Here is a 24,224-nt window from a genome sequence, read left to right on the forward strand (position 1 = left end):
CCGTCACAGCCGAAAATGAGTGGCAGCCCGGACGGTCTCGCTCCCCAGGGAGCGTCACCGACGACGGCGGCAAGTGAGGTGGTACCGCGGGTTCAGCTCCCGGCAACCGGAGAGGCAACCGGTATCCGAGGGCAGCGTCCGTCCTCGCAGCAGGATCACCACCCGTTGCTCCGACCCGCCGCCACCACAGGATGACTACATGCCGCAGATCTACCCCAAAGCAGTTTCAAGCGAAGCCCAGCCGGCGGCCGCCGGTGCCCCTGCGTCGGCGTCCGCAACCGCATCGCCGAAGTTCCCCTCCATCGAGGAGCGGATCCTCAGATACTGGGACGAGGACGGCACCTTCCAGGCCTCCATCGACGCCCGCGACGCCGGCGCTGACGGCTCCAACGAATTCGTGTTCTACGACGGACCTCCCTTCGCGAACGGTCTGCCGCACTACGGCCACCTTCTGACCGGATACGCGAAGGACCTCGTGGGCCGCTACCAGACGCAGCGCGGCCGCCGCGTGGAGCGTCGTTTCGGCTGGGATACCCACGGATTGCCCGCCGAACTTGAGGCCATGAAGCAGCTCGGCATGACGGACAAGCAGCAGATCCTCGCGATGGGCATCGACAAGTTCAATGACGCCTCCAGGGCCTCCGTGATGAAGTACGCGGGGGAGTGGAAGAGCTACGTCACGCGCCAGGCCCGGTGGGTGGACTTCGACAACGACTACAAGACCCTCAACCCCGAATACATGGAATCGGTGCTGTGGGCGTTCAAGACGCTTCACGACAAGGGCCTGACCTACAACGGCTACCGCGTGCTCCCGTACTGCTGGAACGACGAAACACCCCTCTCGAACCATGAGCTCCGCATGGACGAGGACGTCTACCAGGACCGCCAGGACCAGACCGTCACCGTCACCTTCCCCATCCTCGCCGGCGGCTCCGACCTTTCCCGCGACCTCGCGGGCGTGCAGGCCCTCGCGTGGACCACCACACCCTGGACGCTGCCCACCAACGCGGCGCTCGCCGTCGGGCCCGGCATCACGTATGTGGTCGTGGAGGCGGAGCGCGACGGCGGAACCGGCCGCTACCTGATCGCCGAGGACCTCCTCGGCAACTACGCGAAGGACCTCGGCTTCGCCGATGCCGCGGCCGCGCGGACCGGGATCACCTCGACACACCTCGGCGCGGACCTCGAGGGCCTCACCTACGAGCCGCTCTGGAACTATCTTGCGGACGCCGAGGAGGGCGGCTACCGCAACGCCTTCCGATTCCTCGTCGCCGACTACGTCACGACGACCGACGGCACCGGCCTGGTCCACCAGTCCCCGGCGTACGGCGAGGAGGACCAGAAGATCTGTGAGGCCGCGGGCATCCAGGTGATCCTCTCCGTGGACGAGGGCGCCCGTTTCCTGCCGATGTTCTCCCGCGGACCACTCGCGGAGATCGCAGGACTGCAGGTCTTCGAAGCGAACAAACCCATCACCCGGATCCTGAAGGGCCAGGGCCGCCTGCTCCGCCAGGCCAGCTACGTGCACAGCTACCCCCACTGCTGGCGTTGCCGGAACCCGCTGATCTACCGTGCGGTGTCCTCCTGGTACGTCGAGGTCACCAAGTTCCGCGACCGCATGGTGGAACTCAACCAGGACATCAACTGGATCCCGGGCAACGTCAAGGACGGGCAGTTCGGCAAGTGGCTCTCCAACGCCCGGGACTGGTCCATCAGCCGCAACCGCTTCTGGGGCAGCCCCATCCCGGTGTGGCAGTCCGACAACCCCGAATACCCCCGCACCGACGTCTACGGTTCGCTCGCAGAACTGCAGGAGGCGTTCGGCCGGCTTCCCGTCAACAAGCAGGGCGAGGTGGACCTCCACCGCCCCTTCATCGACGAGCTGACCCGGCCGAACCCCGATGATCCCACGGGGCAGTCGACCATGCGCCGCGTCGAGGACGTGCTGGACGTCTGGTTCGACTCCGGATCGATGCCGTACGGCCAGGTCCATTACCCGTTCGAGAACAGCCAGTGGTTCGACACCCACAACCCCTCGGACTTCATCGTCGAGTACATCGGCCAGACACGCGGCTGGTTCTACATGCTCCACATCCTCTCCACTGCACTGTTCGACCGTCCGGCCTTCCGCAACGTCATCAGCCACGGCATCGTGCTCGGCTCCGACGGACAGAAGATGTCCAAGAGCCTGAGGAACTATCCGGACGTCTCGGAGGTGTTCGACCGTGACGGTTCGGACGCCATGCGCTGGTTCCTGATGGCCTCGCCGATCCTGCGGGGCGGCAACCTCGTGGTGACCGAGCAGGGAATCCGGGAGGGCGTGCGCCAGGTCCTGCTGCCGCTCTGGAACGTCTGGCACTTCTTCAGCCTCTACACCAACGCGGCGAACGGCGGGAAAGGGTACGACGCGAAAACGGTGTCCGCAGAAGCCGCTGCAGGACTCCGCGAGCCGATCGACCGCTACCTCCTGGCCAACACGGGCAACCTGGTACGAGATCTCACCGTCTCACTCGATGCTTTCAACATCAGCGACGCCTGCGAGTCGCTCCGGCGCTACCTCGACACGCTGACCAACTGGTACGTCCGGCGCAGCAGGCAGCGTTTCTTCGAGGAGGACACCGACGCCTTCGACGTCCTCTACACCTGCCTCGAGGCGGTGTGCCGGGTCGCGGCGCCGCTGCTGCCCCTGGTGACCGAGGAGATCTGGCGCGGGCTGACCGGCGGACGTTCGGTGCACCTCACCGACTGGCCTGCCGCCGAACTGTTCCCGGGAGCTCCGGAGCTCGTGGAGCAGATGGACCGGACACGCCAGGTCTGCTCGGCCGGGTCGAGCCTGCGCAAGGCGGCGAACCTGCGGGTGCGCCTGCCGCTGCAGGAGCTGACCGTCGTCGCCCCTGGTGCCGGGCAGCTGACCGGTCAGTACCAGTCCATCATCGCCGACGAGCTGAACCTCAAGGCCGTACGGCTGGTCGATTCGGCGGACGCGGAGCCCGCCGAATTCGGTATCACGCAGAAGCTGTCCGTGAATGCGCGCGCCGCAGGGCCGCGCCTCGGCAAGCAGGTCCAGACAGTCATTCGGGCGTCGAAGTCGGGGGACTGGTTCATCGGCGACGACGGCGCAGTCACCGCGGGCGGACTCGCCCTCGAAGCCCATGAGTACACGCTCGAGACGGTCGTGGCCGGTTCCGATGCCGGACACCGCGCGGTGACGGTGCTTCAGGACGGCGGATTCCTCGTCCTGAACACCGAGGTCACCCCCGCCCTGGCGGCGGAGGGAACCGCTCGCGATGCCATCCGGGCCATCCAGCAGGCGCGCCGCGACGCCGATCTCGACATCAGCGACCGCATCACCGCGACGGTGACGGTCGCTCCCGGGAACGTGGCCGCGCTCGAGGCGAACGCCGACCTCATCAAGGACGAAACACTGACGCGCGTCCTGCGCGTCGTCGGGAACGACGTCGAAGACGAATTCACTGTTGCAGTGGAAAGGCACCCATGAGCACCGAAGACACCGCCGGCACCGGCCCCCTCGACCGGTTCTCGGTGGAAAGCGTCTATGCCGAACTGCTGAGCCGAGCCCCTGAGAACAAGATGGAGCCGCGAATGGCACCGCTCGTCCGGGCCATGGAGATCCTGGGCGAGCCGAACCGGGCGTTCCCGATCATCCACATCACGGGCACCAACGGCAAGACGTCGACGGCCCGCATGATCGAGAGCATCCTGCTGGCGCACGACCTCCGCACGGGGCGCTTCACGAGCCCCCACCTGTCCCGCGTCACGGAACGCATCAGCATCGACGGGGAGCCCGTGCGCGACGAGACCTTCGTGCGCGTCTGGGACGAGGTCAAGCCCTACCTCGACATCGTGGACGGTGAACTGCTGGTTGCCGGTGAACCCCGGCTCACCTACTTCGAATGCGTCACCATCCTCGCGTTCGCCGTCTTCGCGGACGAACCCGTCGACGTCGCCGTTCTTGAGGTGGGCCTCGGCGGCATCACCGACGCCACCAATGTGGGGGACGGACAGGTCGCGGTGATCACGCCTATCTCGCTCGACCACACCGAGCTGCTCGGCGATACCCTGGAGGACATCGCCCGGGAGAAGGCCGGCATCATCAAGCCCAGTAGCTTCCTCGTCAGCGCCGCCCAGCCGCGCGAGGCCGCGCAGGTGCTCCTGGAGGCGGCCCGGGAAATTGGCGTCGACTTCCGCTTCGAGGGAGTCGAGTTCGGCGTCGAATCCCGCACCGTCGCGGTGGGCGGCCAGGTGGTATCCCTCACCGGGCTGGCCGGCCGGTACGGCGAACTCCTGGTCCCGCTGCACGGCGAGCACCAGGCCCAGAACGCCGCAGTGGCGGTTGCCGCCGTCGAGGCTTTCCTCGGCGGCGGGACGCGGCAGCTGGAGACCGGGCTGATCCGTGATGGCCTGCGGTCGGTCACCTCACCCGGCAGGCTGGAGGTGGTGCGCACCGCCCCGAGCATCATCGTGGACGCCGCCCACAACCCCGCGGGTGCACGGGCGGCGGCGAAAGGCATCAAGGAAGCGTTCGACTTCTCCCGGCTCGTCCTGGTCATCGGGATACTGCAGGACAAGGACGCCGCCGGCATCTTCGCCGAACTGTACGAGGAACTCGGCGGCATCCTCGAGGACGTCTGCCTCACGCAGTCCACGTCGCCGCGCTCCATTCCCGCAACCGACCTGCTGCAGGCGGCGCTCTCCGCGGGCTTCGCCGAGGAGAACATCAATATCATCGATCGGCTCGACGACGCCCTCGAATGGGCCGTCATGAAGGCGGAGGAGAACAACGACCTCGCAGGGGGAATCCTCGTCACCGGCTCGATCACCGTGGTGGGCGAAGCGCGAACCCTTCTTGGAAAGTAGGCACCCATGGCACGGATGACCAAGGCCCAGCGCGAATGGCGCCCCGGCATGCCGAAGAAGCGCCGTTCCGTGAAGGTGATGTTCGCCTCGGTGGTGCTCCTCCTCGAGGCGTTCGCGGTGTTCTTCGGAACACTCACCATCTTCGGACTGCGCCGGGACGAACTGCCGGGTGGCCTGATCCTCGGCCTCGGGGTAGCGCTGAGCGTGCTCCTGGTGCTGAACTGCGCCGTACTGACTAAGCGCTGGGGGATCGCGGTCGCGTGGCTCCTGCAGTTCGTCATCATCGCCACCGGCTTCCTCGAACCGGCCATGTTCTTCGTCGGTATCGCCTTCGCCCTGACGTGGCTCTACGGAGTTCGGACCGGGGCGCGCCTGGACACGGAGAACATCGAGCGGGACCGGCTTCAGGCGCAGTGGGAAAAGGAGAACCCCCAATCCACGGACGGCCGGCCGATGGACGCCGGCTAGTAGAGTCGAACGGGACAACCCGGCACTATTGAGGAGAATTCATGAGCGTTGAACGCACACTCGTACTGATCAAGCCCGACGGCGTTTCCCGGTACCTCACCGGGGTGATCCTTGGCCGCATCGAGGCCAAGGGCTACACCGTCGCGGACCTCAAACTGGTCTCCGCCACGCGCGAACTGCTCGAGGAACACTACGCCGAGCACGTCGGCAAGCCGTTCTACGAGCCGCTGGTCGAGTTCATGCTGAGCGGCCCCGTGGTCGCCGCAGTGTTCGAAGGCCAGCGCGTTATCGAGGGCTTCCGCTCCCTCGCCGGCACCACCGATCCGACGTCGGCGGCGCCCGGGACCATCCGCGGCGATTTCGGCCGGGACTGGGGACAGAAGGTCCAGCAGAACCTCGTCCATGGCTCGGACTCCGCCGAGTCGGCCCGGCGCGAGATCGACATCTGGTTCTCCTGACGAAGCCGGACCGGTTGCCCGGGGTGCCGTCCGGTACCCCGGGCAACCTTTTTGATAGCGTAGGGTCATGACCGACTATCGCAGATTAGGCAATTCCGGGCTCAGTGTCTCCACGGTTGGCCTGGGGTGCAACAACCTCGGCCGCGCCGGAACCCCCACGGAGACCCAGGACGGCACCAACGCCGTCATCGGCGCAGCCATCGACGCTGGAATCAATTTCTTCGACGTCGCTGACATCTATGGCAAGGCACCCGGCACCAGTGAGGAAATGCTGGGCAGGGCGCTGGGCGGCCGGCGGGACGACGTAGTCCTGGCCACGAAATTCGGTGCGGACATGGGCGGAGTCAACGGACCCGACTGGGGAGCCAGGGGATCGCGCCGCTACATCGTCCGAGCTGTCGAATCGTCCCTCCGCCGCCTCGGCACGGACTGGATCGATCTCTACCAGCTCCATGTCCCGGATCGCCTGACACCTATCGAGGAAACGCTTTCGGCGCTGGATGACCTGGTGCACAGCGGCAAGGTCCGGTACCTCGGCCACTCGAACTTCGCAGGGTGGCAGGTCGCTGCGGCGGAGCTGACCGCCGGCGCGAGCGGTTTCACCCCCTTCATCTCGGCCCAGAACCACTACAACCTGCTCGACCGCCGGACGGAGAACGAAGTGATCCCCGCCGCCGAGGCCTACGGCCTCGGCGTGCTTCCCTACTTCCCGCTCGCCAACGGGCTGCTCACCGGAAAATACCGCCAGGATGCAGTGCCCGCGGGCAGCCGGCTGACCCACTCCCGCACGAGCATCCTCGAGAAGGCGGACTGGGAGCAACTGTCGCAGTTCCGGGCCTTCGCCGATTCCCGCGGCCTCACCGAAGTGCAGGTCGCTTTCTCCTGGCTCGCCGCCCAACCCGCAGTGGCGTCCGTGATCGCCGGCGCCACCACACCGAAGCAGGTGGTGCAGAACGCGTCGGCCGTCTCCTGGGCGCCGACGGTGGAGGACCTCGATGAGCTGGACCGGATCTTTCCCCGCCAGCCGAAGTCGCTGCTCGTCTAGCGCGCCCCCGGCGCACCCGGCAAGCACTGGCGGGCCGCTGTGTAAACTCCCGGATCCGACAGCGACACCAGGGGGATAGCAAGTAGACTTACCTTTCTGCAGGCTTCGGCAGACGGGGGCTGCGCAGAAACCGCACAACCACGTGCCAGCCAGCCAGGGAGAAAAGATGAATTCCACGTACCGTCCCCTCACTCTCGTTCTCGGGTCAGTCGCCGCCGTGGCGCTGCTGACGGGATGCAACGCCGAACCGGCTCCGCAGCCCGGGGCCGCCACGACCGTCGCGAGCGAGCTTGCAACGGCCGCCCCGACCGCTGGTGGATCCTCCGAGTCCGCCTCCAGTGATCCCTCCGGGAGCGAAACGGCTTCCGCCGGCTCCAGAACCGGGAGTGCCTCCGCCAGCGCGTCGGCGTCGGAAACGGCGGGTTCCTCGAGCACTGCATCGGCGTCCGGGGACCCGGGTGCCACCACGGCCATCGCCCTGACCGCGGGCGGTGAATACAAGATCACGAGCCCGGACACAGCGGTCACCATCGAGTGCAGCGGCGGCGGGGACATCGACGTCGAGGCCGACGACACCGTACTCGAATTCACCGGCGACTGCGAGGACATCGAGGTGGATGGTGACAACAACACGATCACCGGGGACAACGCGGAGAAGACCGACGTCGAAGGAAACAACAACACCGTGACAGCCGCGACGATCGGCGAGATCGATGTGGACGGCGACAGCAACACGGTCGAGGTCGAAGAGACGCGGAGCATCGATGTCGAGGGGGACGACAACACGGTCACCTACACCTCGGGCGAACCGGTCATCGAGACCGAAGGAAACAACTCGGTGTCGGCCGCATAGCTCACCGCAACGACTCGACGGACCCCTTCGCGGACCCGCTCCTGCGACGCGGGGAATTGGACGCGACGGCAGGAAGGAAAGGCCGGGCGCGCCGCTGGAGTGGGTCAGCGGGCAGATCCCAGGCGCCTGCTGCCGGCGACGACGGCGATGAGTGTGAGAATCGCCGCGGCGACCGTCACCAGCAGTGCGACCGGGTAGCCTACCGAGGGCGCTGCAAGGGCGAGTAGGTACGGGATGGCGAGACCTGCATAGGCAAGGCTGTAGTACAGCGCCACCACCGCACCAAGCTCCTCGGGCGAGGCGAGTTCCTCGACCTCGGCCAGTCCCACGATCAGGCACAGCCCGTACCCCGCACCCAGCAGCAGAGCGGCGGCAGCCGCGCTTCCAAGGGAAGGCCAGGCGGTGGCGCCCGCGGCCGCGAGGCACCCGGCAGCGACGACCGCCAATCCGACAGCCGCGGCGGCGCCCGGACTCCTCGTCGCGGACGACAGGCGCCGGCCCGCCGGCTGGATCAGTGCGCCGGCGGCGAGTGCGAAAGCGGCCAGTAGGCCTGAGAATGCCACTGCGAGGGAGTTGTCGCGCGGCACTGCGTGCTCGCCCAGAGTAGTGAAGACGAGGGTGACGCTGCCGAAGACCCAGGGCGCCATCGGGACGATGATCAGCCGGAATGCCGGGGTGGCCGCTGCTGCCGGAAGCAGCCGCGGGGGCCGTGCCGGCGCCGGGCCGGGGAACCGGGTTTCGGGGGCGCGGAAGAGCAGCACGAGTGCCACCGCTGCGATCACGAGGTGCACGAGGTAGGGCAGTACCTGCGGAGCGGGAGCCCACTGGGCAAGGAGTCCTGCTATCAGGGGTCCGATTCCCAGCCCGGCGGTCAACGCCAGCGCTGCTCGCCGGGCGCCGGCTCCCTCCGTGGCCGTTCCGGAGAGCTCCTTGATCCAGGCCGTACCGATGCTGAAGATCGCCCCGGAGACAACACCCGTCAGGAAGCGGCCCGCATACAGACCGCCGACACCCCACTGACCGCTGATCAGCACCATGGTGGCGACCAGCGACAGGGCAGCGAAAGCGAGCATCAGACGGCGGCGACCCTGCCGGTCGCTGATCCTGCCGCCCACGAGCAGGCCGGGAATCAGGCCGACGGCGTACACGACGAAAACCGCTGTCGCCTCGGCGTCGGAAAGACCCAGCGTCCGGCGGTAGACCGCCAGGAGCGGAACGAACTGGTTCGCCCCGTAACCCACGGTGAACATGGCCAGCGCCGGCCGGCGCCACGACGTCGGTCCGACTCCGCCCAGCGGTCCGGTGGCCGTCACCGACAGGTCCGCGAACTCTGCAGCACGCGGCCGCCTAGTGGAAGGTCCTGCCGTTGACCCGTTCCGAGGCGCCCGTGCGGTCCAGGTACGGGGTGATCCCGCCGAGATGCAGGGGCCAGCCGGCCCCCAGGATGACGCACAGGTCGATGTCCTCGGGAGCAGCGACAACCCCTTCGTCGAGCATGCGGCCGATCTCGTCCGCGAGGGCGTCCTGTGTCCGTTGCAGCACTTCCGCACCCGACGACGGCAAATCCCCACGCTCGAGGAGCGCAAGGGTTGATCCCGGAACCGTCGAGGTGCCGTCGTCGTGCTTCTCCCACAGGCCCTTGACCCCGGCATCGATCAGTTTCTGCTGGTTGGCCGAGACGTGGAAGCGGTTCCCGAAGGCGGCGCGCAACGACTCCTGGACGTGCTGCCCGACGGGGAGGCCGACGAGCGCGAGGAGCCGGAAGGGGGTCATGGGAAGGCCCATCGGACGGAGCGCGTTATCGGCTGTCCCGGCGTCGGTTCCCTCGTCGAAGACCTTGGTGATCTCGCCGAACATGCGGCCGAGGATCCGGTTCACCACGAACGCCGGCGCATCCTGGACCAGGACGGCATTCTTCCTGAGCTCCTTGGCGAGGGCGAAGGCGGTCGCGAGGACGGCGTCGTCGGTTCCGGGAGCCCGGACGATCTCGAGCAGCGGCATTGCCGCCACCGGGTTGAAGAAGTGGAAGCCCACCACACGCTCGGGGTGCTGGAGGTCGGCGGCCATCTCCGCCACTGACAGCGAGGACGTGTTGGTGGCCAGGATGCACTCCGGGGTGACCACGGCCTCGACTTCGGCGAAGACCTGCTTCTTGACGGACAGCTCCTCGAAGACGGCTTCGATGACGAAATCCGCGTCGGCGAAGACGTCCTTCGACACGGAGCCGGAGACCAGCGCCCTGGTGCGGTTGGCGGCGTCCAGGGACAGTCGCTTCTTGCCCAGCAGCTTGTCCACTTCAGCGTGCACGTAGGCCACGCCCTTGTCCACGCGGGCCTGGTCGATGTCCGTGAGCACCACGGGAACCTTGAGGTTGCGGGCGAACAGCAGCGCGAGCTGACTGGCCATCAGACCGGCGCCCACGATGCCCACCTTCGTCACGGGCCGGGCCAGCTTCCGGTCCGGCGCCCCGGCCGGGCGCTTGGCACGCTTCTGCACGAGGTCGAGGAAGGCGTACACCGTCGAGTGGAACTCGGGGGTCTGCATGAGGTCGCTGAGCGCCTTGCACTCGGCGCGGGCCGATTCCTCCCTGGAATAGCTCTTCCCGGCTTCGAAGAGGTCGAGGACCCTGGACGGCGCCGGGGCGGCATTGCCGGTCCTCGCCTCGACGAAGGCCCGGCCGGCGGCGACGGCGGCGTCCCAACTGGCGTCGTCGTAGGATCCGAGCCGCGAGCGCCGCTCCTCCTGCGTCCGGATGGCAGCAGCATCCCCGGAGACGATCCTCGCCGCCCACAGGAGCGACTGCTCCAGGAAATCCGCCGGTTCGAAGAGCTGGTCGGCGATCCCGAGCTCGAACGCCGCCGCGCCGTCCAGCATCCGGTTGTTGCTCAGCGGATTCTCGATCATGACCTTCACTGCTGCGGCGGGCCCGATCAGGCGGGGCAACCGATACACGCCGCCCCAGCCGGGAACGAGCCCGATGAAAGCTTCCGGAAGACCGATGCCGTTGGCACCCGTCGACACCGTGCGGTAATCGGCGGCGAGGGCGATCTCCAGCCCGCCGCCCAGGGCGACACCGTTGATGAAAGCGAAGCTCGGAACGCCCAGGCTTCCGAAGAGGTTGTAGGCCTCGTGGCCCAGCTCGGCCATCAGGAGTCCGTACTGCTCGGTCTTCAGCGACTTCACGGTCGAGAGATCGGCGCCGGCCACCAGGAAGTACGGCTTGCCCGTCACTGCGACGGCCTGGATCTCGCCACGTCCGGCACGCTCCTTGAGGCCCTCGAGGGTGCGGCCGTATTCGATCAGCGTGTTCGGGCCCAGTGTGGTGGGCTTCGCGGAGTCGAGGTCGTTGTCGAGCGTGACCAGCGCCAGCACGCCGGCCCCGAACGGGAGGTCGATGTCCTGGACGTAGGGATGGGTGACGATTTCGGTGGGAACCAGCGCGGCAAGTTCCTCAAAGCGGTCGAAGCTCATGCTGCGTCCTGTCCATAGTCGGCGTGGTGGGGGTTCTCCCAGATGACGGTGGCGCCCATTCCGAGGCCGATGCACATTGTCGTCATTCCGTAGCGCACGGCCGGGTCCTTCCCGAACTGGCGTGCGAGCTGGTTCATGAGGCGGACGCCGGAGGACGCGAGCGGATGCCCGACGGCGATGGCACCGCCGTACTGATTGACGCGAGGGTCCTCGTCGTCGATGCCGAAGGAGTCGAGGAAGGTCAGCACCTGCACGGCGAAGGCCTCGTTGATCTCGAACAGCCCGATGTCGGAAATGTCGAGCCCTGCCTGGCGCAGGGCCTTCTCGGTGGCCGGCACCGGGCCGATTCCCATGACCTCGGGCTCGACGCCGGCGAAGGCGTAGGCCACGAGGCGCATCCGGACGGGAAGGCCCAACTCCGCTGCGGCGTCGGCAGAGGCCAGCAGTGCCGCCGTCGCGCCGTCGTTCAGTCCTGCCGCGTTGCCGGCTGTCACCCTGCCGTGGGGGCGGAACGGCGTGCGGAGCTGTGCGAGGTCCTCGACGGTGGTGCCGGGACGGGGTGGCTCATCAGCGGTGTTGAGGGTCCAGCCGGCTCCCGCCTTCTTGCCCGCGACGGGCACGAGGTCGGGCTGGATGTGCCCGGCTTCAAGCGCTGCCGCGAACTTCGCCTGGCTCCGGGCCGCGTAGGCGTCGGTGCGCTCCTTGGTGATCGCGGGGAAACGGTCGTGGAGGTTCTCCGCGGTGTTTCCCATATTGAGGGCTGCGGGGTCCACGAGGCGCTCGGACAGGAACCGGGGGTTGGGGTCGGTTCCGGCACCCATCGGGTGGTTGCCCATGTGCTCGACGCCACCGGCGATGACGACGTCGTAGGCGCCGAAGGCGATGCCCGAGGCAGTGGTGGTCACGGCCGTCAGGGCGCCCGCGCACATGCGGTCGATCGCGAATCCGGGTACGCTCCGCGGCAGGCCCGCGAGGAGCGCGGCGGTCCGCCCGATCGTCAGGCCCTGATCGCCCGTCTGGGTGGTGGCGGCGATGGCGACGTCGTCGATACGCTCCGGCGGAAGCGAGGGGTTCCGGCGCATGAGCTCGCGGATGCATTTCACGACGAGGTCATCGGCCCGTGTTCCGGCGTGGATTCCCTTGCTTCCGGCCTTGCCGAAGGGAGTGCGTACCCCGTCGACGAAGACGACGTCCCGAACGCGGCGCGATGCTCCGCGGGCAGGGGTGGTCTCGATTTCTGCGCTCACCTGTTGCTCCTCTTTGAGATGTTGGTCCGCGACTAGGTTACTGACCGGTAACTTAGGGTGGCAAGTCAGCCGGCAGAGGCATCGAGCCGGGCAGTGTTCTCCGTGCCGGACGCCGTGCCGGGTCCCCCGCCGGAATTCTTGGCGGGGAGCGGATCAGGATCGAGGAAGGCCACGGTGATGATTGCCGCGACCTGCTCGATCTGCCATTGCCGCGCTCCCAGTGCTGCAAGCGCCGAGCTGACTGTTTCAAGAGTGATGTCCGCGGGCGGGCGCCAGGCGATCCGCCGGAGGAAATCAGGGGTCAGGAGATTCTCCAGCGGCAGGTTGAGTTTCTCCGCCTGGGCGGCCACCCGGGGCCGAGCCGTTCCGAGCCGTGCAGCGGCCTCCGGGTCCTTCTCCGCCCAGATACGCGGCGGAGGCGGCGCGTTGCTCGGAACATGCAGGGGCGGCAGGTCGGTGGCCTTCCGGGCGTCGTTGATGCTCTTGATCCACCGGGGCGCCTCCTTCTGCGCGGCACGGCCGTTGAAGCCTTTGGTGGAGAGCAACTGCGGGACGGTCGACGGCATCGCCTTCGCCGCGGCCACGATGGCCGAGTCCGGGATCAGGCGACCCGGGGCGACGTCACGGCGCTGTGCGAGATCTTCTCGCTCGAGCCACATCTGGCGCACCGCCTCGAGCTGGCGGCGGTCACGCAGTTGATGGAGCCCCGAGGTGCGGCGCCAGGGATCGGTCTTCGGTTCTGCCAGGGGGGACGTGCGGATGTGCTCGAATTCCTCTTCGGCAAGGGCGAGCTTGCCGCTCTCGGCAAGGCGCTCCACCAGCTTGTCCCGCAGTTCGGTGAGGACCTCGACATCGAGGGCCGCGTAGCGCAGCCACGGCTCGGGCAGCGGGCGCTTGGACCAGTCGGCTGCCGAGTGTTCCTTCGCCAACGAGAAGCCGAGCTGGGATTCGATGACGGCGGCGAGGCCCACCCGCGGCAGTCCGGCGAGCCGTGCCGCAAGCTCGGTGTCGAACAACTTGTCCGGCCACATGCCCAGTTCCGACAGGCACGGCAGATCCTGGCTGGCCGCATGCAGGATCCATTCGACCCCTTCGAGGGCGTCATCGAGGATCTTCAGGTCCCGGAAGGGTTCGGGGTCGATGAGCCAGGTTCCAGCCCCTTCCCGCCGGATCTGTACGAGGAAGGCGCGTTGCCCGTAGCGGAAGCCCGATGCCCGTTCGGCGTCCACTCCCGCGGGACCGGTCCCGGCAGCGAGGGCCGCCGCTGCCCGCTCCAGCCCGGGAAGCGTGTCGATGACGAGGGGTACGCCGTCGCGCGGGTCGGTCAGCACGGCGAGCGGCGGACTGTTCTCGGGAGACTCGTTCGGCGGGAGTGTTTCAGGAGCGGGAATGTTGCCCGCTTGCTCGGAAGTCTGGGAACTCATGGTGATTTCAGTCTATCCCCGCGGTGATTGCCGTTCGTGCTGCTGGTGCCGGGGCTGGTGGGCGCTCGGCCGGGGCTCGTGGGCACTAGCTCCGCCGGTGCGGCAGCGGAAGGACGCCCTCGGGCAGGGGAGGGATCCCCGCGAAGGTGCAGACCATGTCCGACCATGCCTCCAGGTGGCTGCGCACGTCCCCGCTCGCCGGCGTCCAGGAGGCGCGAAGCTCGATGTCGATGGTGTCGCCCCGTTCCTCGAGGGTGCCGTAACTCTCCGAGAGGATCCGGGTCGCCGTACCACCCGCGCTGTGGTGATGTGCACCGTGGTTCTCCAGGGCTTCGACGAGCCACGTCCAGGCGACGGAGCCGAGCAGGGCGTCATTGCCCATGTCCGCGTCGAGCTGAGCGCGGATATAGGTCACCACGCGGAACGTCCCGTTCCACACTTCCGGGCGTCCGGGATCGTGAAGAAGGATGAAGCGCCCCGTGGCGAGCTCCTCGGGTTCCCGGGGAACCGGACCGAGCCGGGCAGGGCCATGACCGAAGGCTGCGGAAGCCCTCCGCGTCGGAGCTGCGTACAGCGGAGGGAAGACCTCGGCGCCCAGTGCGACGGCGAAGGGAGCAAGGCGCGACGGCGCGGGGAGCTCTTCGAGGCGCAGCTCATTGCGGCAGGTGGCCTCCCGGAGTCCGGACAGGGCACTCAGGAATTCCTGGGGGACCTCTTGCAGGCCGCCGATTGCGCTCACTACCGCAGGCTATGCCCTGCAGTAGTGAGAACAGCACAGCGACGCGCCGGGGAGCCCGGTGTGCAGGCCGGTGGTTTCCGCCTGGTGTCAGCTCCCCAGTTCGCGCCGGATCGCGGCGGCGAAGGCGTCGACGTCTTCCTCGGTGGTGTCGAAGGAGCACATCCAGCGCACTTCACGCGTCTGCTGGTCCCAGTCGTAGAACCTGAAGTGCTTCCGGATACGGTCGGCAGCCCCGGGAGGCAGGATGGCGAAGACCGCGTTGGCCCGGGTCTCCTGGGTGAGCTGGACGCCGTCGATTCCCCTCACCGCCTCGGTGAGGCGTGCCGCCATGGCATTGGCGTGGGAAGCCGATCGGAGCCACAGGTCGCCCTCGAGCAGCGCGATGAGCTGAGCCGAGACGAACCGCATCTTGGAGGCGAGCTGCATGTTCATCTTCCTCAGGAACTCGAGCCCCGTCGACGCCTGCTCGTTGAGTACCACTACGCACTCGCCGAAAATGAGTCCGTTCTTCGTACCGCCGAAGGACAGGATGTCGACGCCGGCGTCGCGCGTGAACGCCCGCAGCGGGACGCCGAGTGCGGCTGCGGCGTTCGCCAGGCGGGCGCCGTCCATGTGGAGGTGCATGCCACGTGCATGGCAGTGGTCGGCGATCGCACGGATTTCCTCGATCGAGTACAGCGTGCCGAGCTCGGTGGTCTGGGTGATGGAGACGGCCAGCGGCTGCGCACGGTGCGGGTCGCCCCAGCCCCATGCCTCGCGGTCGATGAGCTCAGGGGTGAGCTTCCCGTCCGGGGTGGCTACGGGCAGGAGCTTGATGCCTCCCACGCGCTCCGGGGCAGCATTCTCGTCGACATTGATATGGGCTGTCTGCGGGCAGACGACGGCGCCCCAGCGGGGCAGGATCGACTGCAGCGACAGGACGTTGGCGCCGGTGCCGTTGAAGACGGGGAACACGGAGATGCCCTCGCCGAAATGGCCCTCCATCACCTGCTGGAGGTGCCGGGTGTAGACGTCGTCACCGTATGCGCCCTGGTGTCCGCCGTTGGCTGCCGCGAGGGCGGCAAGGACCTCGGGATGGACGCCCGAATAGTTGTCGGACGCGAATCCGCGCACCGAGGCGTCGTGAAGCGGCTGGAGGGTCGAGAGAGTTTCAGTCACCGTGCCATTATCCACCAGCAAGCCCCGCGTCCGGGCCTGCTGGTGCGAGGAGCTCGGCGGGGAGGAACCGCCTGCCGTTCACCGCTGCCGCGGGAGCCGACATCAGTGCGGCGACGGCGTCGGCCAGCTGCTCGACCGGGGTGAAGCCCGGGAACTTTCGCTCGGGCTGCGCAAGGCGCATCTCCTCGTCCACGAGGGCCTTGACCACCAGCGCCGTGGAGGCGGCCGATGTTCCGTCCTTCGCGAACCCGTCCGCCACCGCACGCAGCCAGGTCTCGACCGCTGACTTGACGGCCGCGTAGGAAGCAGTCGACGCCGTGGGATGCTCGACGGCGGTCGCGGACACCGCCACCAGGCGCCCGTTGTTCGCGGCCAGCTGGTCATAGAAGGCCCGGCTGGTGTTGAAGAGCGTGCCGAACACGGAGGAGGAGAGGAAGGCGAAGTCCTCGTCCGTCTGCGTGGGAATTCCCTGCCCGCCGCGCCAGCCGCCCACCAGATGCACCAGGGCCGAGGCGCCGCCGTCGTCCTCCTGCGCGATCCGCGTGGCCAGGGACCGGACTGCCGCGGCATCTGCGAGGTCGCATACGCTCACTTCGACGCCGGGAACATCCCCCAGCGCGGCATCGAGCCGCCCGGCATTGGAGCCGACGCCTATCACCCGCGCCCCGCCGGCGGCGAGGCGGCGGGAAACCGCGACGCCCGCCGCGCTCGTGGCACCCGCTACCACCACGGTTCTCCCGGCAAGGGATTCGCTGGTGCTTTCTCCCGGATCGGCGTTCACCCGGCAGCTCCGGTGATGCCGGCCGTCGACTCGATGACGGGTTTCATCTTGCGCTCGAGTGCCTCGAAGAACATCGACAGGGGGAACTCGTCGTCGAGCACGGCGTCGGTCAGCCCGCGCGGCGGCCCGGTCAGCGCGAGTGCGTCGGGCCCTTTCGCCCAGACGGACGCCGGGTGCGGGGTGACGGTCTTCGACACCAGCTGGTACGCGGCGAGCCAGTGCGCCGTCTTGGGGCGGTCGATGGAGCGCCAGTACAGCTGCTCGATCTCCTCGCCGAGGGCCACGACGACGCCGGCGGCCTCGTCCCAGTCGATCGTCAGTTTGGTGTCGGTCCAGTGGAGGACGCGGTGCTGGTGCATCCAGGCGAACAACAGCTGCCCGCCCAGGCCGTCGTAGTTGCGCACACGGGTTCCCGTGATGGAGAAGCGGAAGATGCGATCGAAGATGACGGCGTACTGCACGAGCCTGGCGTGCCTGCGTGCCTCGGGGGAGGCGTCGTCGTCCTTCGCGATCTTCACCGATTCGCGGAAGGCGGTGAGGTCGCACCGCAGTTCCTCGAGCGAGTAGAGGAAGAAGGGCATGCGCTGCTTGATCATGAAGGGGTCGAAGGGCAGGTCGCCGCGCATGTGGGTGCGGTCGTGGATCAGGTCCCACATCACGAAGGTTTCCTCGGTGAGCTTCTGGTCGTCGAGTAGCTCGCGGGCCTCCTCCGGCAGGTCCAGGCGGGTGATCTCGGCAGCCGCCCGCACCACCCGGCGGAAGCGGGCAGCTTCGCGGTCGGCGAAGATGGCGCCCCAGGTGAAGGTGGGAGTCTGGCGTACGGCGACGGTTTCGGGAAAGAGGACCGCCGAGTTGGTGTCGTATCCCGCGGTGAAGTCGAGGAAGCGGATGGGTACGAAGAGGCCGTTCGAGTAGTCGCCGGCCTCGAGTTCGGCGATGAATTCAGGCCAGAGCACCTCGATCAGCACGGCCTCCACGAGGCGGCTCGAGCTGCCGTTCTGGGTGTACATGGGGAACAGGACCAGGTGGTGCAGCCCGTCGATGCGGCTCTGCTGCGGCTGGAATGCCAGCAGCGAGTCGAGGAAATCGGGAGTTTCGAAGCCCTTGGCCTCCCAGGCCTGGAAGTCCGCGATGACCAGCTCCAGGTAGGGGGCGTCGTGGGGAAACAACGGCAGCAGTTGCCGGACCGACCCGGTGAGGATGTCCGTCAGTGCCGATGCACGGGCATGGTCGTCCGGCTCGGGGATCGAACCGTCCTTGACCTGCAGTCCCTGCAGTTCGGTGGCTGCCGCCTTGAGGGCCAGCCACGCCAGATGGTGCTGCGGAGCTGTGGTGCCGAGGATTGCTGGTGCCACTGATGTCGCGGTCATGTTGCCTGCTTTCGGTGCCGGCCCGAGGTTCGCCCGGGGACTGAGCGGAGGATTGGCACGAGCGTAGCAATAAAAAAGCGTTTCTTATGCTGAGAACATCCCAGCATAAGAAACGCTTTTGCTAGACGGAGAACTCCCTGTAGGAAGCAACAGCGGCCCTGCGCCTGCTGACTGAGCGGTGGCAGGCAGCGCCGGAGCTGCCCCGGCCGCTCAGCCGCCCGTCTGCTCAGCCGCCCGTCTGCTCGGCCGCCACCGAGGGAACGAGCTTCATCGAGATCGAGTTGATGCAGAAGCGCTGGTCCACCGGGGTCTGGAATCCCTCACCCTTGAACAGATGTCCGAGGTGGGAATCACACCGGCCGCAACGGACCTCGATGCGTTCCATGCCGAGTGAACGGTCGTGGAGGTAGCGGACCCGGTCCTCGGCGAGCGGTGCCCAGAAGGACGGCCACCCGCAGGAGGAGTCGAACTTCTCATTGCTGGTAAACAGGTCCTGTCCGCAGGCACGGCACTGGTAGACCCCCTCGGTATGCGAGTCGTAGTACTCGCCCGTGTAGGGACGCTCGGTGCCGGCTTTCCGGAGCACCTGGAATTCCTGCGGCGTCAGTTCCTGGCGCCACTCGTCGTCGCTCTTGGAAACCTCGGGCTGGTGGGCATTCTTCGCGGAAGTCATATCCTGGTCAACGCCTACGAGTCACCAATAAATCCCGAACCGGAATAGAGGTGGAGCACCGCGATACCGAGCTGGTCCTGGGCCTGGTTCGCCCAGTCCCGATGGAACGTGTCCGCCACGGCATGCGGCCGGGTGATCACGACCGCCTGGGACGCATCGGTCTCCTTCGCTGTTGCCACGAGGGCCTTCACCGCGTTTCCCTCAACCGTCTCCCCGCGTGCGGCAAGTCCGTGCCGCGTTGCCACCTCCAGCGAGTTCTGCAGTGCGGTGGCAGGAGCCGGCGCGTCTGCTGGAGGCTCGTCCTTCGAAAGGCCGCGGAAGGCTTCCGCAAGCTCCAGCAGGCTCAGGTGATGGAGGAATTCACCCACCACCGAGGTATTGCGGTCCTCAGGAACCAGAAGCAGGAATTCCGTGGCGTCGTCGCCCTGCAGCGCCTGCAGATTCAGCGCGTCGGCATCGGTGAGTGCTTCCTCGGTCAGTACCACGATTGTCTGGTTCATGCTCAAAACATTAGCCGGGTATCGTCCGCGAATCAGCCTCGCCCCGGGAGTGGCTCTCCGGCCCGAATCGACGCTCCGCATCCCTGCGGGTAAGAATGTGGGTATGTCACCGAAGCAAGCAGGGTCCGCGGCAGCGGAACCCACCACCTCTCCGTGGATCAAGTGGACCGCGCTCGGCGTGGGAATCGGAGCCGTCCTCACCTCGTCGGCCGCGGGAGCCGCCTCCGGCCTCGCCGCGCACTTCGCCCGCCAGATCGTGACTCCGGCGCGATACCGGGAGGAGAACCTCGACATCCTCGCCGTCGTCAACACGGGCACCGGACAGCAGGTCATCCTTCCAGCGAACGACGACACCACCGTCGAGGGAACCTACAGCCTCTATTTCGCCAAGGGAGCCGGGCACGCGCGCATCGGCGCGATCCGCTCCTACGTCCCGCGGGAAGGCACGGTGCAGCGCGACGTCGAGAAGGTCTACGCGGGAGACCTCGCCGCCGCGACCCGCGGCTGGTGGAGCGGGGCGGTCTACGCTGTGCCCTCGGATCTCGGGCTCGCGGATGAGGAAGTGAGGATACCCGTCGACGGCGGTGGAGCTCCGGCATGGCTGGTGCGCGCTGAGGTTCCCTCCGAGACCTGGGCGATCCTGATCCATGGCAGGGGCGCCGACCGCTCGGAAACGCTGCGGGCGCTGCATCCCGCGCGGACCCTCGGCCTGACCAGTCTCGTGATTTCCTACCGGAACGACGGCGAAGCGCCCTCCGCTCCGGACGGCCGCTACGGCCTCGGCATGACCGAGTGGCGCGACGTCGAGGCCGCCATCGACTATGCGGTGTCGCACGGAGCGCGGCAGGTGGTGCTGTTCGGCTGGTCGATGGGCGGCGCTATCGCCCTCCAGACCGCTGACCTCTCGCGCCACCGCCGCAGGATCAGCGCACTGGTGCTGAACGGCCCGGTCATCAACTGGATCGAGGTACTGGCGCACCACGCCGAACTCAACAGGATTCCCGCCCCCGTCGGAAGGCTCGGCCAGTGGCTGCTGGCCAACGACGCCGCGAAGCGGATCACCGGACTCGCAGCTCCGCTGGACCTCAAGAGCATGGACTGGATAGCCCGCGCCGAGCAACTGACCATCCCCACCCTGATTTTGCACAGCGAGGACGACGAGTTCGTTCCGGTCGGTGCCTCGGCCCAGCTCGCCGAACGGAACCGGGCCTTCGTGACCTTCGAGCGGTTCCACCGCGCCCGCCACACCAAGGAGTGGAACGTAGCTCCCGAGCGCTGGGAGCAGACGGTCACCGGGTGGCTGAACGGGCTGCTGTACGAGAAGGCGATGCCGGGGGGACGAATCCCCCCGGCAAGTACCGCCTAGGCTCCCCGGCCCGCGCGGGGCATCATCCGTCCGATTCCCGGATCTTCCGCTTGATCTTGCCCAGCATGGCCGTCATTCCCCTCATTCGCAGGGGAGTGATCGCACGGGTGAGGCCGAGCCGGTCGGGGACGTCGTCGGGCACTGCGAGGATCTCGGCGGCGGGAAGACCGTCAAGGCCCTCGAGCAGGACGCCCGCGAAGCCGCGCGTGGTCGGCGCTTCCGGGGGAGCGGAGAAGAACAGGTGCACGGGACGCTCGGGCGCCTCCCCGATCTCGAGGGAGAGGAAGAGCGGACTCTGGCACTCGACCACCTGCTCAAGCAGTTCCGGGTGCTCCTTGAGTCGGGCCGGCAGTTCCGGGAGTCCCCGCGAGAAGTCGAGCAACAGCTGGAGCCGGTCCGGTTCGGTCAGGTCCTGGAAGTCGTCCACGATCTCGGCGAGCTGGCGAGGCAGTGTCTCGTTGGTCATGGTTAGCTGCCCGACACCGCGTTCGCGCGAGCCGGAGCCGAGCCGCGCTCGGTGCCCTTGACGATGGGCACGCGAACCGCGTTGCCCCACTCGGTCCAGGAGCCGTCATAGTTCCGGACCTTGTCGAAGCCCAGCAGGTACGCCAGAACGAACCAGGTGTGGCTCGAGCGCTCGCCGATGCGGCAGTAGGCCACGACGTCGTCGCCGGTCTCCAGTCCGGCCTCCTCGCGGTAGATAGCATCGAGCTCATCGCGCGGCCGGAACGTGCCGTCCTCTGCCGCGGCGCGACCCCAGGGGACTGATGCGGCGGTGGGAATGTGCCCGCCGCGCATGGCGCCCTCCTCCGGGTAGGCCGGCATGTGGGTGCGGACGCCGGTGTACTCGTCGGGAGAGCGGACATCGATCAACGGGCTGCCGAAGTGGTCGAGGACATCGCCCAGGAACGCACGGACCGGAGCATCGTTGCGCTCGATGACGGGGTAGTCGGTGGGGGAGGCGACCGGACGGTCGGTGGTCAGGGCGCGGTCCTCGGCGATCCATTTGTCCCGTCCACCGTCCAGGAGCCGGACGTCCTCGTGGCCGAAGAGAGCGAATACCCAGAGTGCATAGGCAGCCCACCAGTTGCTCTTGTCGCCGTAGATCACCACGGTGGTGCCGCGGGAGATTCCCTTGGCGGACATCAGTGCCGCGAACCCCGCGCCGTCCACGTAGTCCCGCGTCACCTCGTCATTGAGCTCGCTGTGCCAGTCGATCTTCAGCGCTCCCGGAATATGGCCGGTCTCATAGAGCAGGACATCCTCGTCGGACTCCAGAACCACCAGTCCCTCGGCTCCGAGGTGTTGCTCGAGCCACTGCGTCGACACGAGGCGCTCGGGGTGGGCGTAGGCGGCAAACTTTTCCTGGGGGTCGTTCCCGATGGTCATGGCGACCTTTCTCCTGGCGGTTGGTTTCCTTCTAGCCTAACCACGCGGGAGCCCGAATACTTCCACTGCCGCCCTTCCCGGGCACCACAGCCCGGTGCCGGACGCAAGCTCCGCCCCGGGAGCGGCAGCGTCGCAGAAGTGCCGTATTCTTGCGTAGCGTGACGGCCTCCGGGCGCAGCGCACCACCCTTCCCGGCATGAGAAAGCGGTCGAACCTGTGGCAAACATAGAGCACCTGACGCACCGGGTGCCCAAGGTCTCCGTGAATGAGCTCCTTGACGGTTTCTACCCGTCGCTCCGATTCGGGGATGTGTCCTTCGACAGTTACCGCCCCGACCCCCAGCAGCCTTCGCAGTCCGCGGCGGTCCGGGCGCTCCGTGGATTTGCAGCCTCGGTGAACGAGCCGGAACCCTCGGGGTTCCGCAAGTTCTTCGGCGCCAAGAAGGCTCCGGCCCGCGCGGGCATCTACCTCGACGGCGGGTTCGGCGTTGGCAAGACCCACCTGCTGGCGTCGCTGTGGCACGCATCCGTCGGTCCCAAGGCCTTCGGTACCTTCGTCGAATACACCAACCTCGTGGGGGCGTTGTCCTTCCGGAAGACGGTCGACGCCCTCAGCGGCTACCGGCTGGTCTGCATCGACGAATTCGAACTCGACGATCCCGGCGACACGGTGCTGATGTCCCGGCTGATGCGCGAACTCGCCGACGCCGGCGTCAAGCTCGCTGCGACCTCGAACACCCTTCCCGGCTCGCTCGGTGACGGCCGGTTCGCCGCCGTCGACTTCCAGCGCGAGATCCAGGTGCTCGCCGATCAGTTCGACGTGTCACGGATCGACGGCGAGGACTACCGCCACCGGGGTCTGCCGGAGGCACCGCGGCCCCTGACCGAGGCCGGGCTGCGCGACCGCATCCGGAGCTTCAGCGGCGGCACGCTGGCGGAGGACGGCTTCGCCGAACTCATCAACCACCTGGCCGGAGTTCACCCGAGCAGGTACCGGCAGCTCCTCGACGGCGTCGACGCCGTGGCCTGGCACAACGTCCAGACCATCACCGAGCAGGCCGTGGCCCTGCGCTTCGTGGTCCTGGCGGATCGGCTCTACGACCGGGACGTGCCGATCCTGGCCAGTGGGGCGACATTCGACAAGCTGTTCACCGATGAGATGATGCACGGCGGCTACATGAAGAAGTACTACCGCGCAGTGTCCCGCCTCACGGCCCTGGCCCGCCAGGGGAGCGACGCGAGCTGAGCGACCGGCCAGAACACGCAAAAGCGCCGGCTCCGCCTCACGGCGGGACCGGCGCTCCTTTTGTCGTGCTGCAGGCGTCTAAGCCGGGGTGGAAGGACCCGTGGTTCCGGTGCCTTCGTCGCGGATGACATCGCGATTGATCCCGTTGGACTTATGGGTCTTCTCGGCGTTGTCCACCAGCGTGGAGGCCTTGGCCTGGACTCCGGTGATGTGCTTGGAATACTTGCCACCGGTGCGGCCATTGACGAAGTGGCCGGCCTTTCCGATGCCGTTCTTCACTTTTCCGGAGTTCGAGCCAACCAGCGCGGTCGCCTTTTCCTTCAATCCACCGGCTTTGCCTTTAAGCCCGTCAAATAAAGACAACAGGCACCTCCTTTCATCCGTGGGAACGGAATTCCGTCCCCTTCGCTGTCGATCGTAGCCCACTTTCCTGAAGTTTCGCTGGCTGTTCGCTACCAGGAATACCGGCGGGAATGCTGTGCCGGGTAATCCGTGGGCCAGCCAGGAAAATCTCCTGCGAACGTTGGAAGAGGTTGGATGAACGGCTTGACGGGACGCGCAATCCAGGACGGTCCCGTGGACGGGAGCCTGCTGGGGAGGCGAGGCGAAGGAGAAACGGGGAACGGTGTGGAGCGGACGACGGGATTCGAACCCGCGACATCCACCTTGGCAAGGTGGTGCTCTAGCCAGCTGAGCTACGTCCGCAAAAAAAGCGTCCCGGACAGGGACGCTTTAGTGGGCGATACTGGGATCGAACCAGTGACCTCTTCCGTGTCAGGGAAGCGCGCTACCGCTGCGCCAATCGCCCATGGATATGGGTACTCGTACTGTACTGGAGGTGGGGACGGGATTCGAACCCGCGTGGACGGCTTTGCAGGCCGCTGCCTCGCCTCTCGGCCACCCCACCGTGACCCAAACGAGCGGCCGCCGGTCAACTCTGGAACAAACCCGGCAGTACAGTGACTTGCGAGCGGACGACGGGATTCGAACCCGCGACATCCACCTTGGCAAGGTGGTGCTCTAGCCAGCTGAGCTACGTCCGCAGAAGGAATTTCGAAAAGTTGACCGTCCGGATGCAGGGCATTTGGCCGGTTTCTTCGCTTTCCAACGAGAGAAAACTCTATAGGACGCCAGGGGGTTCGTCCAATCCGCACCTTCG

General features: G+C 67.2%; 21 protein-coding genes and 4 tRNA genes. 8 read left to right on the plus strand and 17 right to left on the minus strand.

Going from position 1 to position 24,224, the window contains the following annotated elements; all coding sequences use genetic code 11:
• Positions 1 to 199: 199 nt before the first annotated feature.
• From ileS to IWX75_RS10240, 6 genes are all read left to right on the plus strand, one after another.
• Complete coding sequence (ileS, locus tag IWX75_RS10215) at positions 200 to 3,499, plus strand: isoleucine--tRNA ligase (protein ID WP_196822149.1); 3,300 nt, start codon at positions 200 to 202, stop codon at positions 3,497 to 3,499.
• Positions 3,496 to 4,878: a bifunctional folylpolyglutamate synthase/dihydrofolate synthase gene (locus IWX75_RS10220; RefSeq protein WP_196822150.1), complete on the plus strand. Its 1,383-nt coding sequence runs from the start codon at positions 3,496 to 3,498 to the stop codon at positions 4,876 to 4,878. The genes ileS and IWX75_RS10220 overlap by 4 nt, the downstream gene beginning before the upstream one ends.
• A 6-nt stretch (positions 4,879 to 4,884) precedes the next feature.
• Positions 4,885 to 5,346 carry a DUF4233 domain-containing protein gene (locus IWX75_RS10225; protein WP_196822151.1) on the plus strand — a complete coding sequence of 154 codons (462 nt, stop codon included), beginning with the start codon at positions 4,885 to 4,887 and terminating at the stop codon, positions 5,344 to 5,346.
• A gap of 41 nt (positions 5,347 to 5,387) precedes the next feature.
• Entirely contained in the window at positions 5,388 to 5,804 is a 417-nt protein-coding gene (gene ndk, locus IWX75_RS10230; RefSeq protein ID WP_196822152.1) for a nucleoside-diphosphate kinase, read from the plus strand.
• 67 nt (positions 5,805 to 5,871) lie between these two features.
• Positions 5,872 to 6,849, plus strand: a complete 978-nt coding sequence (locus IWX75_RS10235; RefSeq protein WP_196822153.1) for an aldo/keto reductase — start codon at positions 5,872 to 5,874, stop codon at positions 6,847 to 6,849.
• A gap of 166 nt (positions 6,850 to 7,015) precedes the next feature.
• Positions 7,016 to 7,702: a DUF3060 domain-containing protein gene (locus IWX75_RS10240; protein ID WP_196822154.1), complete on the plus strand. Its 687-nt coding sequence runs from the start codon at positions 7,016 to 7,018 to the stop codon at positions 7,700 to 7,702.
• A gap of 104 nt (positions 7,703 to 7,806) precedes the next feature.
• On the opposite strand, the gene IWX75_RS10245 is transcribed toward IWX75_RS10240, so the two are convergent.
• The 10 genes from IWX75_RS10245 to IWX75_RS10290 form a co-directional block, all read right to left on the minus strand.
• Positions 7,807 to 9,015 (minus strand): MFS transporter, encoded by a 1,209-nt coding sequence (locus IWX75_RS10245; protein WP_196822155.1) that lies wholly within the window; start codon positions 9,013 to 9,015, stop codon positions 7,807 to 7,809.
• Between the two features lie 34 nt (positions 9,016 to 9,049).
• Complete coding sequence (locus IWX75_RS10250) at positions 9,050 to 11,173, minus strand: 3-hydroxyacyl-CoA dehydrogenase NAD-binding domain-containing protein (RefSeq protein ID WP_196822156.1); 2,124 nt, start codon at positions 11,171 to 11,173, stop codon at positions 9,050 to 9,052.
• Positions 11,170 to 12,420 carry a thiolase family protein gene (locus IWX75_RS10255; protein ID WP_334684247.1) on the minus strand — a complete coding sequence of 417 codons (1,251 nt, stop codon included), beginning with the start codon at positions 12,418 to 12,420 and terminating at the stop codon, positions 11,170 to 11,172. Before IWX75_RS10255 ends, IWX75_RS10250 begins: the two co-directional genes overlap by 4 nt.
• A 65-nt stretch (positions 12,421 to 12,485) precedes the next feature.
• Entirely contained in the window at positions 12,486 to 13,844 is a 1,359-nt protein-coding gene (locus IWX75_RS10260) for a ribonuclease D (protein WP_196822157.1), read from the minus strand.
• Between the two features lie 85 nt (positions 13,845 to 13,929).
• Positions 13,930 to 14,574: a DUF3000 domain-containing protein gene (locus IWX75_RS10265; RefSeq protein ID WP_196822285.1), complete on the minus strand. Its 645-nt coding sequence runs from the start codon at positions 14,572 to 14,574 to the stop codon at positions 13,930 to 13,932.
• 96 nt (positions 14,575 to 14,670) lie between these two features.
• Positions 14,671 to 15,741: a threonine aldolase family protein gene (locus IWX75_RS10270; RefSeq protein WP_196822158.1), complete on the minus strand. Its 1,071-nt coding sequence runs from the start codon at positions 15,739 to 15,741 to the stop codon at positions 14,671 to 14,673.
• Between the two features lie 7 nt (positions 15,742 to 15,748).
• Positions 15,749 to 16,522, minus strand: a complete 774-nt coding sequence (locus IWX75_RS10275) for an SDR family NAD(P)-dependent oxidoreductase (RefSeq protein ID WP_196822159.1) — start codon at positions 16,520 to 16,522, stop codon at positions 15,749 to 15,751.
• Positions 16,519 to 17,892 carry a DUF6421 family protein gene (locus IWX75_RS10280; RefSeq protein WP_196822160.1) on the minus strand — a complete coding sequence of 458 codons (1,374 nt, stop codon included), beginning with the start codon at positions 17,890 to 17,892 and terminating at the stop codon, positions 16,519 to 16,521. Before IWX75_RS10280 ends, IWX75_RS10275 begins: the two co-directional genes overlap by 4 nt.
• A 226-nt stretch (positions 17,893 to 18,118) precedes the next feature.
• Positions 18,119 to 18,565, minus strand: a complete 447-nt coding sequence (gene msrB, locus IWX75_RS10285; RefSeq protein ID WP_196822161.1) for a peptide-methionine (R)-S-oxide reductase MsrB — start codon at positions 18,563 to 18,565, stop codon at positions 18,119 to 18,121.
• Between the two features lie 14 nt (positions 18,566 to 18,579).
• Complete coding sequence (locus IWX75_RS10290; RefSeq protein WP_196822162.1) at positions 18,580 to 19,065, minus strand: hypothetical protein; 486 nt, start codon at positions 19,063 to 19,065, stop codon at positions 18,580 to 18,582.
• Positions 19,066 to 19,168: 103 nt separating this feature from the next.
• Between IWX75_RS10290 and IWX75_RS10295 the strand changes: the two genes are divergently transcribed.
• Entirely contained in the window at positions 19,169 to 20,431 is a 1,263-nt protein-coding gene (locus IWX75_RS10295) for an alpha/beta hydrolase family protein (protein WP_196822163.1), read from the plus strand.
• A gap of 22 nt (positions 20,432 to 20,453) precedes the next feature.
• Here the strand turns inward: IWX75_RS10295 and IWX75_RS10300 are convergent, their stop codons facing one another.
• The gene (locus IWX75_RS10300; RefSeq protein WP_196822164.1) at positions 20,454 to 20,897 is read right to left on the minus strand and encodes a SufE family protein; all 444 of its coding nucleotides are present in this window, start codon (positions 20,895 to 20,897) and stop codon (positions 20,454 to 20,456) included.
• 2 nt (positions 20,898 to 20,899) lie between these two features.
• Entirely contained in the window at positions 20,900 to 21,820 is a 921-nt protein-coding gene (locus tag IWX75_RS10305; protein ID WP_196822165.1) for a sulfurtransferase, read from the minus strand.
• 216 nt (positions 21,821 to 22,036) lie between these two features.
• On the opposite strand from IWX75_RS10305, the gene zapE reads away from it, so the two are divergent.
• The gene (gene zapE / locus IWX75_RS10310; RefSeq protein WP_196822166.1) at positions 22,037 to 23,065 is read left to right on the plus strand and encodes a cell division protein ZapE; all 1,029 of its coding nucleotides are present in this window, start codon (positions 22,037 to 22,039) and stop codon (positions 23,063 to 23,065) included.
• A gap of 78 nt (positions 23,066 to 23,143) precedes the next feature.
• On the opposite strand, the gene IWX75_RS10315 is transcribed toward zapE, so the two are convergent.
• The 5 genes from IWX75_RS10315 to IWX75_RS10335 all read right to left on the minus strand — a co-directional run bounded on the left by IWX75_RS10315 (position 23,144) and on the right by IWX75_RS10335 (position 24,108).
• Complete coding sequence (locus IWX75_RS10315; protein ID WP_196822167.1) at positions 23,144 to 23,428, minus strand: antitoxin; 285 nt, start codon at positions 23,426 to 23,428, stop codon at positions 23,144 to 23,146.
• A 265-nt stretch (positions 23,429 to 23,693) separates the two neighbouring features.
• Positions 23,694 to 23,770, minus strand: a tRNA-Gly gene (locus IWX75_RS10320).
• Positions 23,771 to 23,801: 31 nt separating this feature from the next.
• A tRNA-Val gene (locus IWX75_RS10325) sits at positions 23,802 to 23,873 on the minus strand.
• A 25-nt stretch (positions 23,874 to 23,898) separates the two neighbouring features.
• Positions 23,899 to 23,972: transfer RNA gene (locus IWX75_RS10330), tRNA-Cys, on the minus strand.
• 62 nt (positions 23,973 to 24,034) lie between these two features.
• Positions 24,035 to 24,108: transfer RNA gene (locus IWX75_RS10335), tRNA-Gly, on the minus strand.
• Positions 24,109 to 24,224: the final 116 nt, after the last annotated feature.

This window comes from Arthrobacter sp. CAN_A6 (assembly GCF_015751715.1).
Taxonomy (GTDB): Bacteria; Actinomycetota; Actinomycetes; order Actinomycetales; family Micrococcaceae; genus Arthrobacter_D.

Coding starts and splice junctions, on each gene's coding strand:
- ileS (WP_196822149.1), top strand. CDS start 200: ATGCCGCAGATCTACCCCAAAGCAGTTTCAAGCGAAGCCCAGCCGGCG.
- IWX75_RS10220 (WP_196822150.1), top strand. CDS start 3,496: ATGAGCACCGAAGACACCGCCGGCACCGGCCCCCTCGACCGGTTCTCG.
- IWX75_RS10225 (WP_196822151.1), top strand. CDS start 4,885: ATGGCACGGATGACCAAGGCCCAGCGCGAATGGCGCCCCGGCATGCCG.
- ndk (WP_196822152.1), top strand. CDS start 5,388: ATGAGCGTTGAACGCACACTCGTACTGATCAAGCCCGACGGCGTTTCC.
- IWX75_RS10235 (WP_196822153.1), top strand. CDS start 5,872: ATGACCGACTATCGCAGATTAGGCAATTCCGGGCTCAGTGTCTCCACG.
- IWX75_RS10240 (WP_196822154.1), top strand. CDS start 7,016: ATGAATTCCACGTACCGTCCCCTCACTCTCGTTCTCGGGTCAGTCGCC.
- IWX75_RS10250 (WP_196822156.1), bottom strand. CDS start 11,173: ATGAGCTTCGACCGCTTTGAGGAACTTGCCGCGCTGGTTCCCACCGAA.
- IWX75_RS10260 (WP_196822157.1), bottom strand. CDS start 13,844: ATGAGTTCCCAGACTTCCGAGCAAGCGGGCAACATTCCCGCTCCTGAA.
- IWX75_RS10280 (WP_196822160.1), bottom strand. CDS start 17,892: ATGACCGCGACATCAGTGGCACCAGCAATCCTCGGCACCACAGCTCCG.
- msrB (WP_196822161.1), bottom strand. CDS start 18,565: ATGACTTCCGCGAAGAATGCCCACCAGCCCGAGGTTTCCAAGAGCGAC.
- IWX75_RS10290 (WP_196822162.1), bottom strand. CDS start 19,065: ATGAACCAGACAATCGTGGTACTGACCGAGGAAGCACTCACCGATGCC.
- IWX75_RS10295 (WP_196822163.1), top strand. CDS start 19,169: ATGTCACCGAAGCAAGCAGGGTCCGCGGCAGCGGAACCCACCACCTCT.
- IWX75_RS10300 (WP_196822164.1), bottom strand. CDS start 20,897: ATGACCAACGAGACACTGCCTCGCCAGCTCGCCGAGATCGTGGACGAC.
- IWX75_RS10305 (WP_196822165.1), bottom strand. CDS start 21,820: ATGACCATCGGGAACGACCCCCAGGAAAAGTTTGCCGCCTACGCCCAC.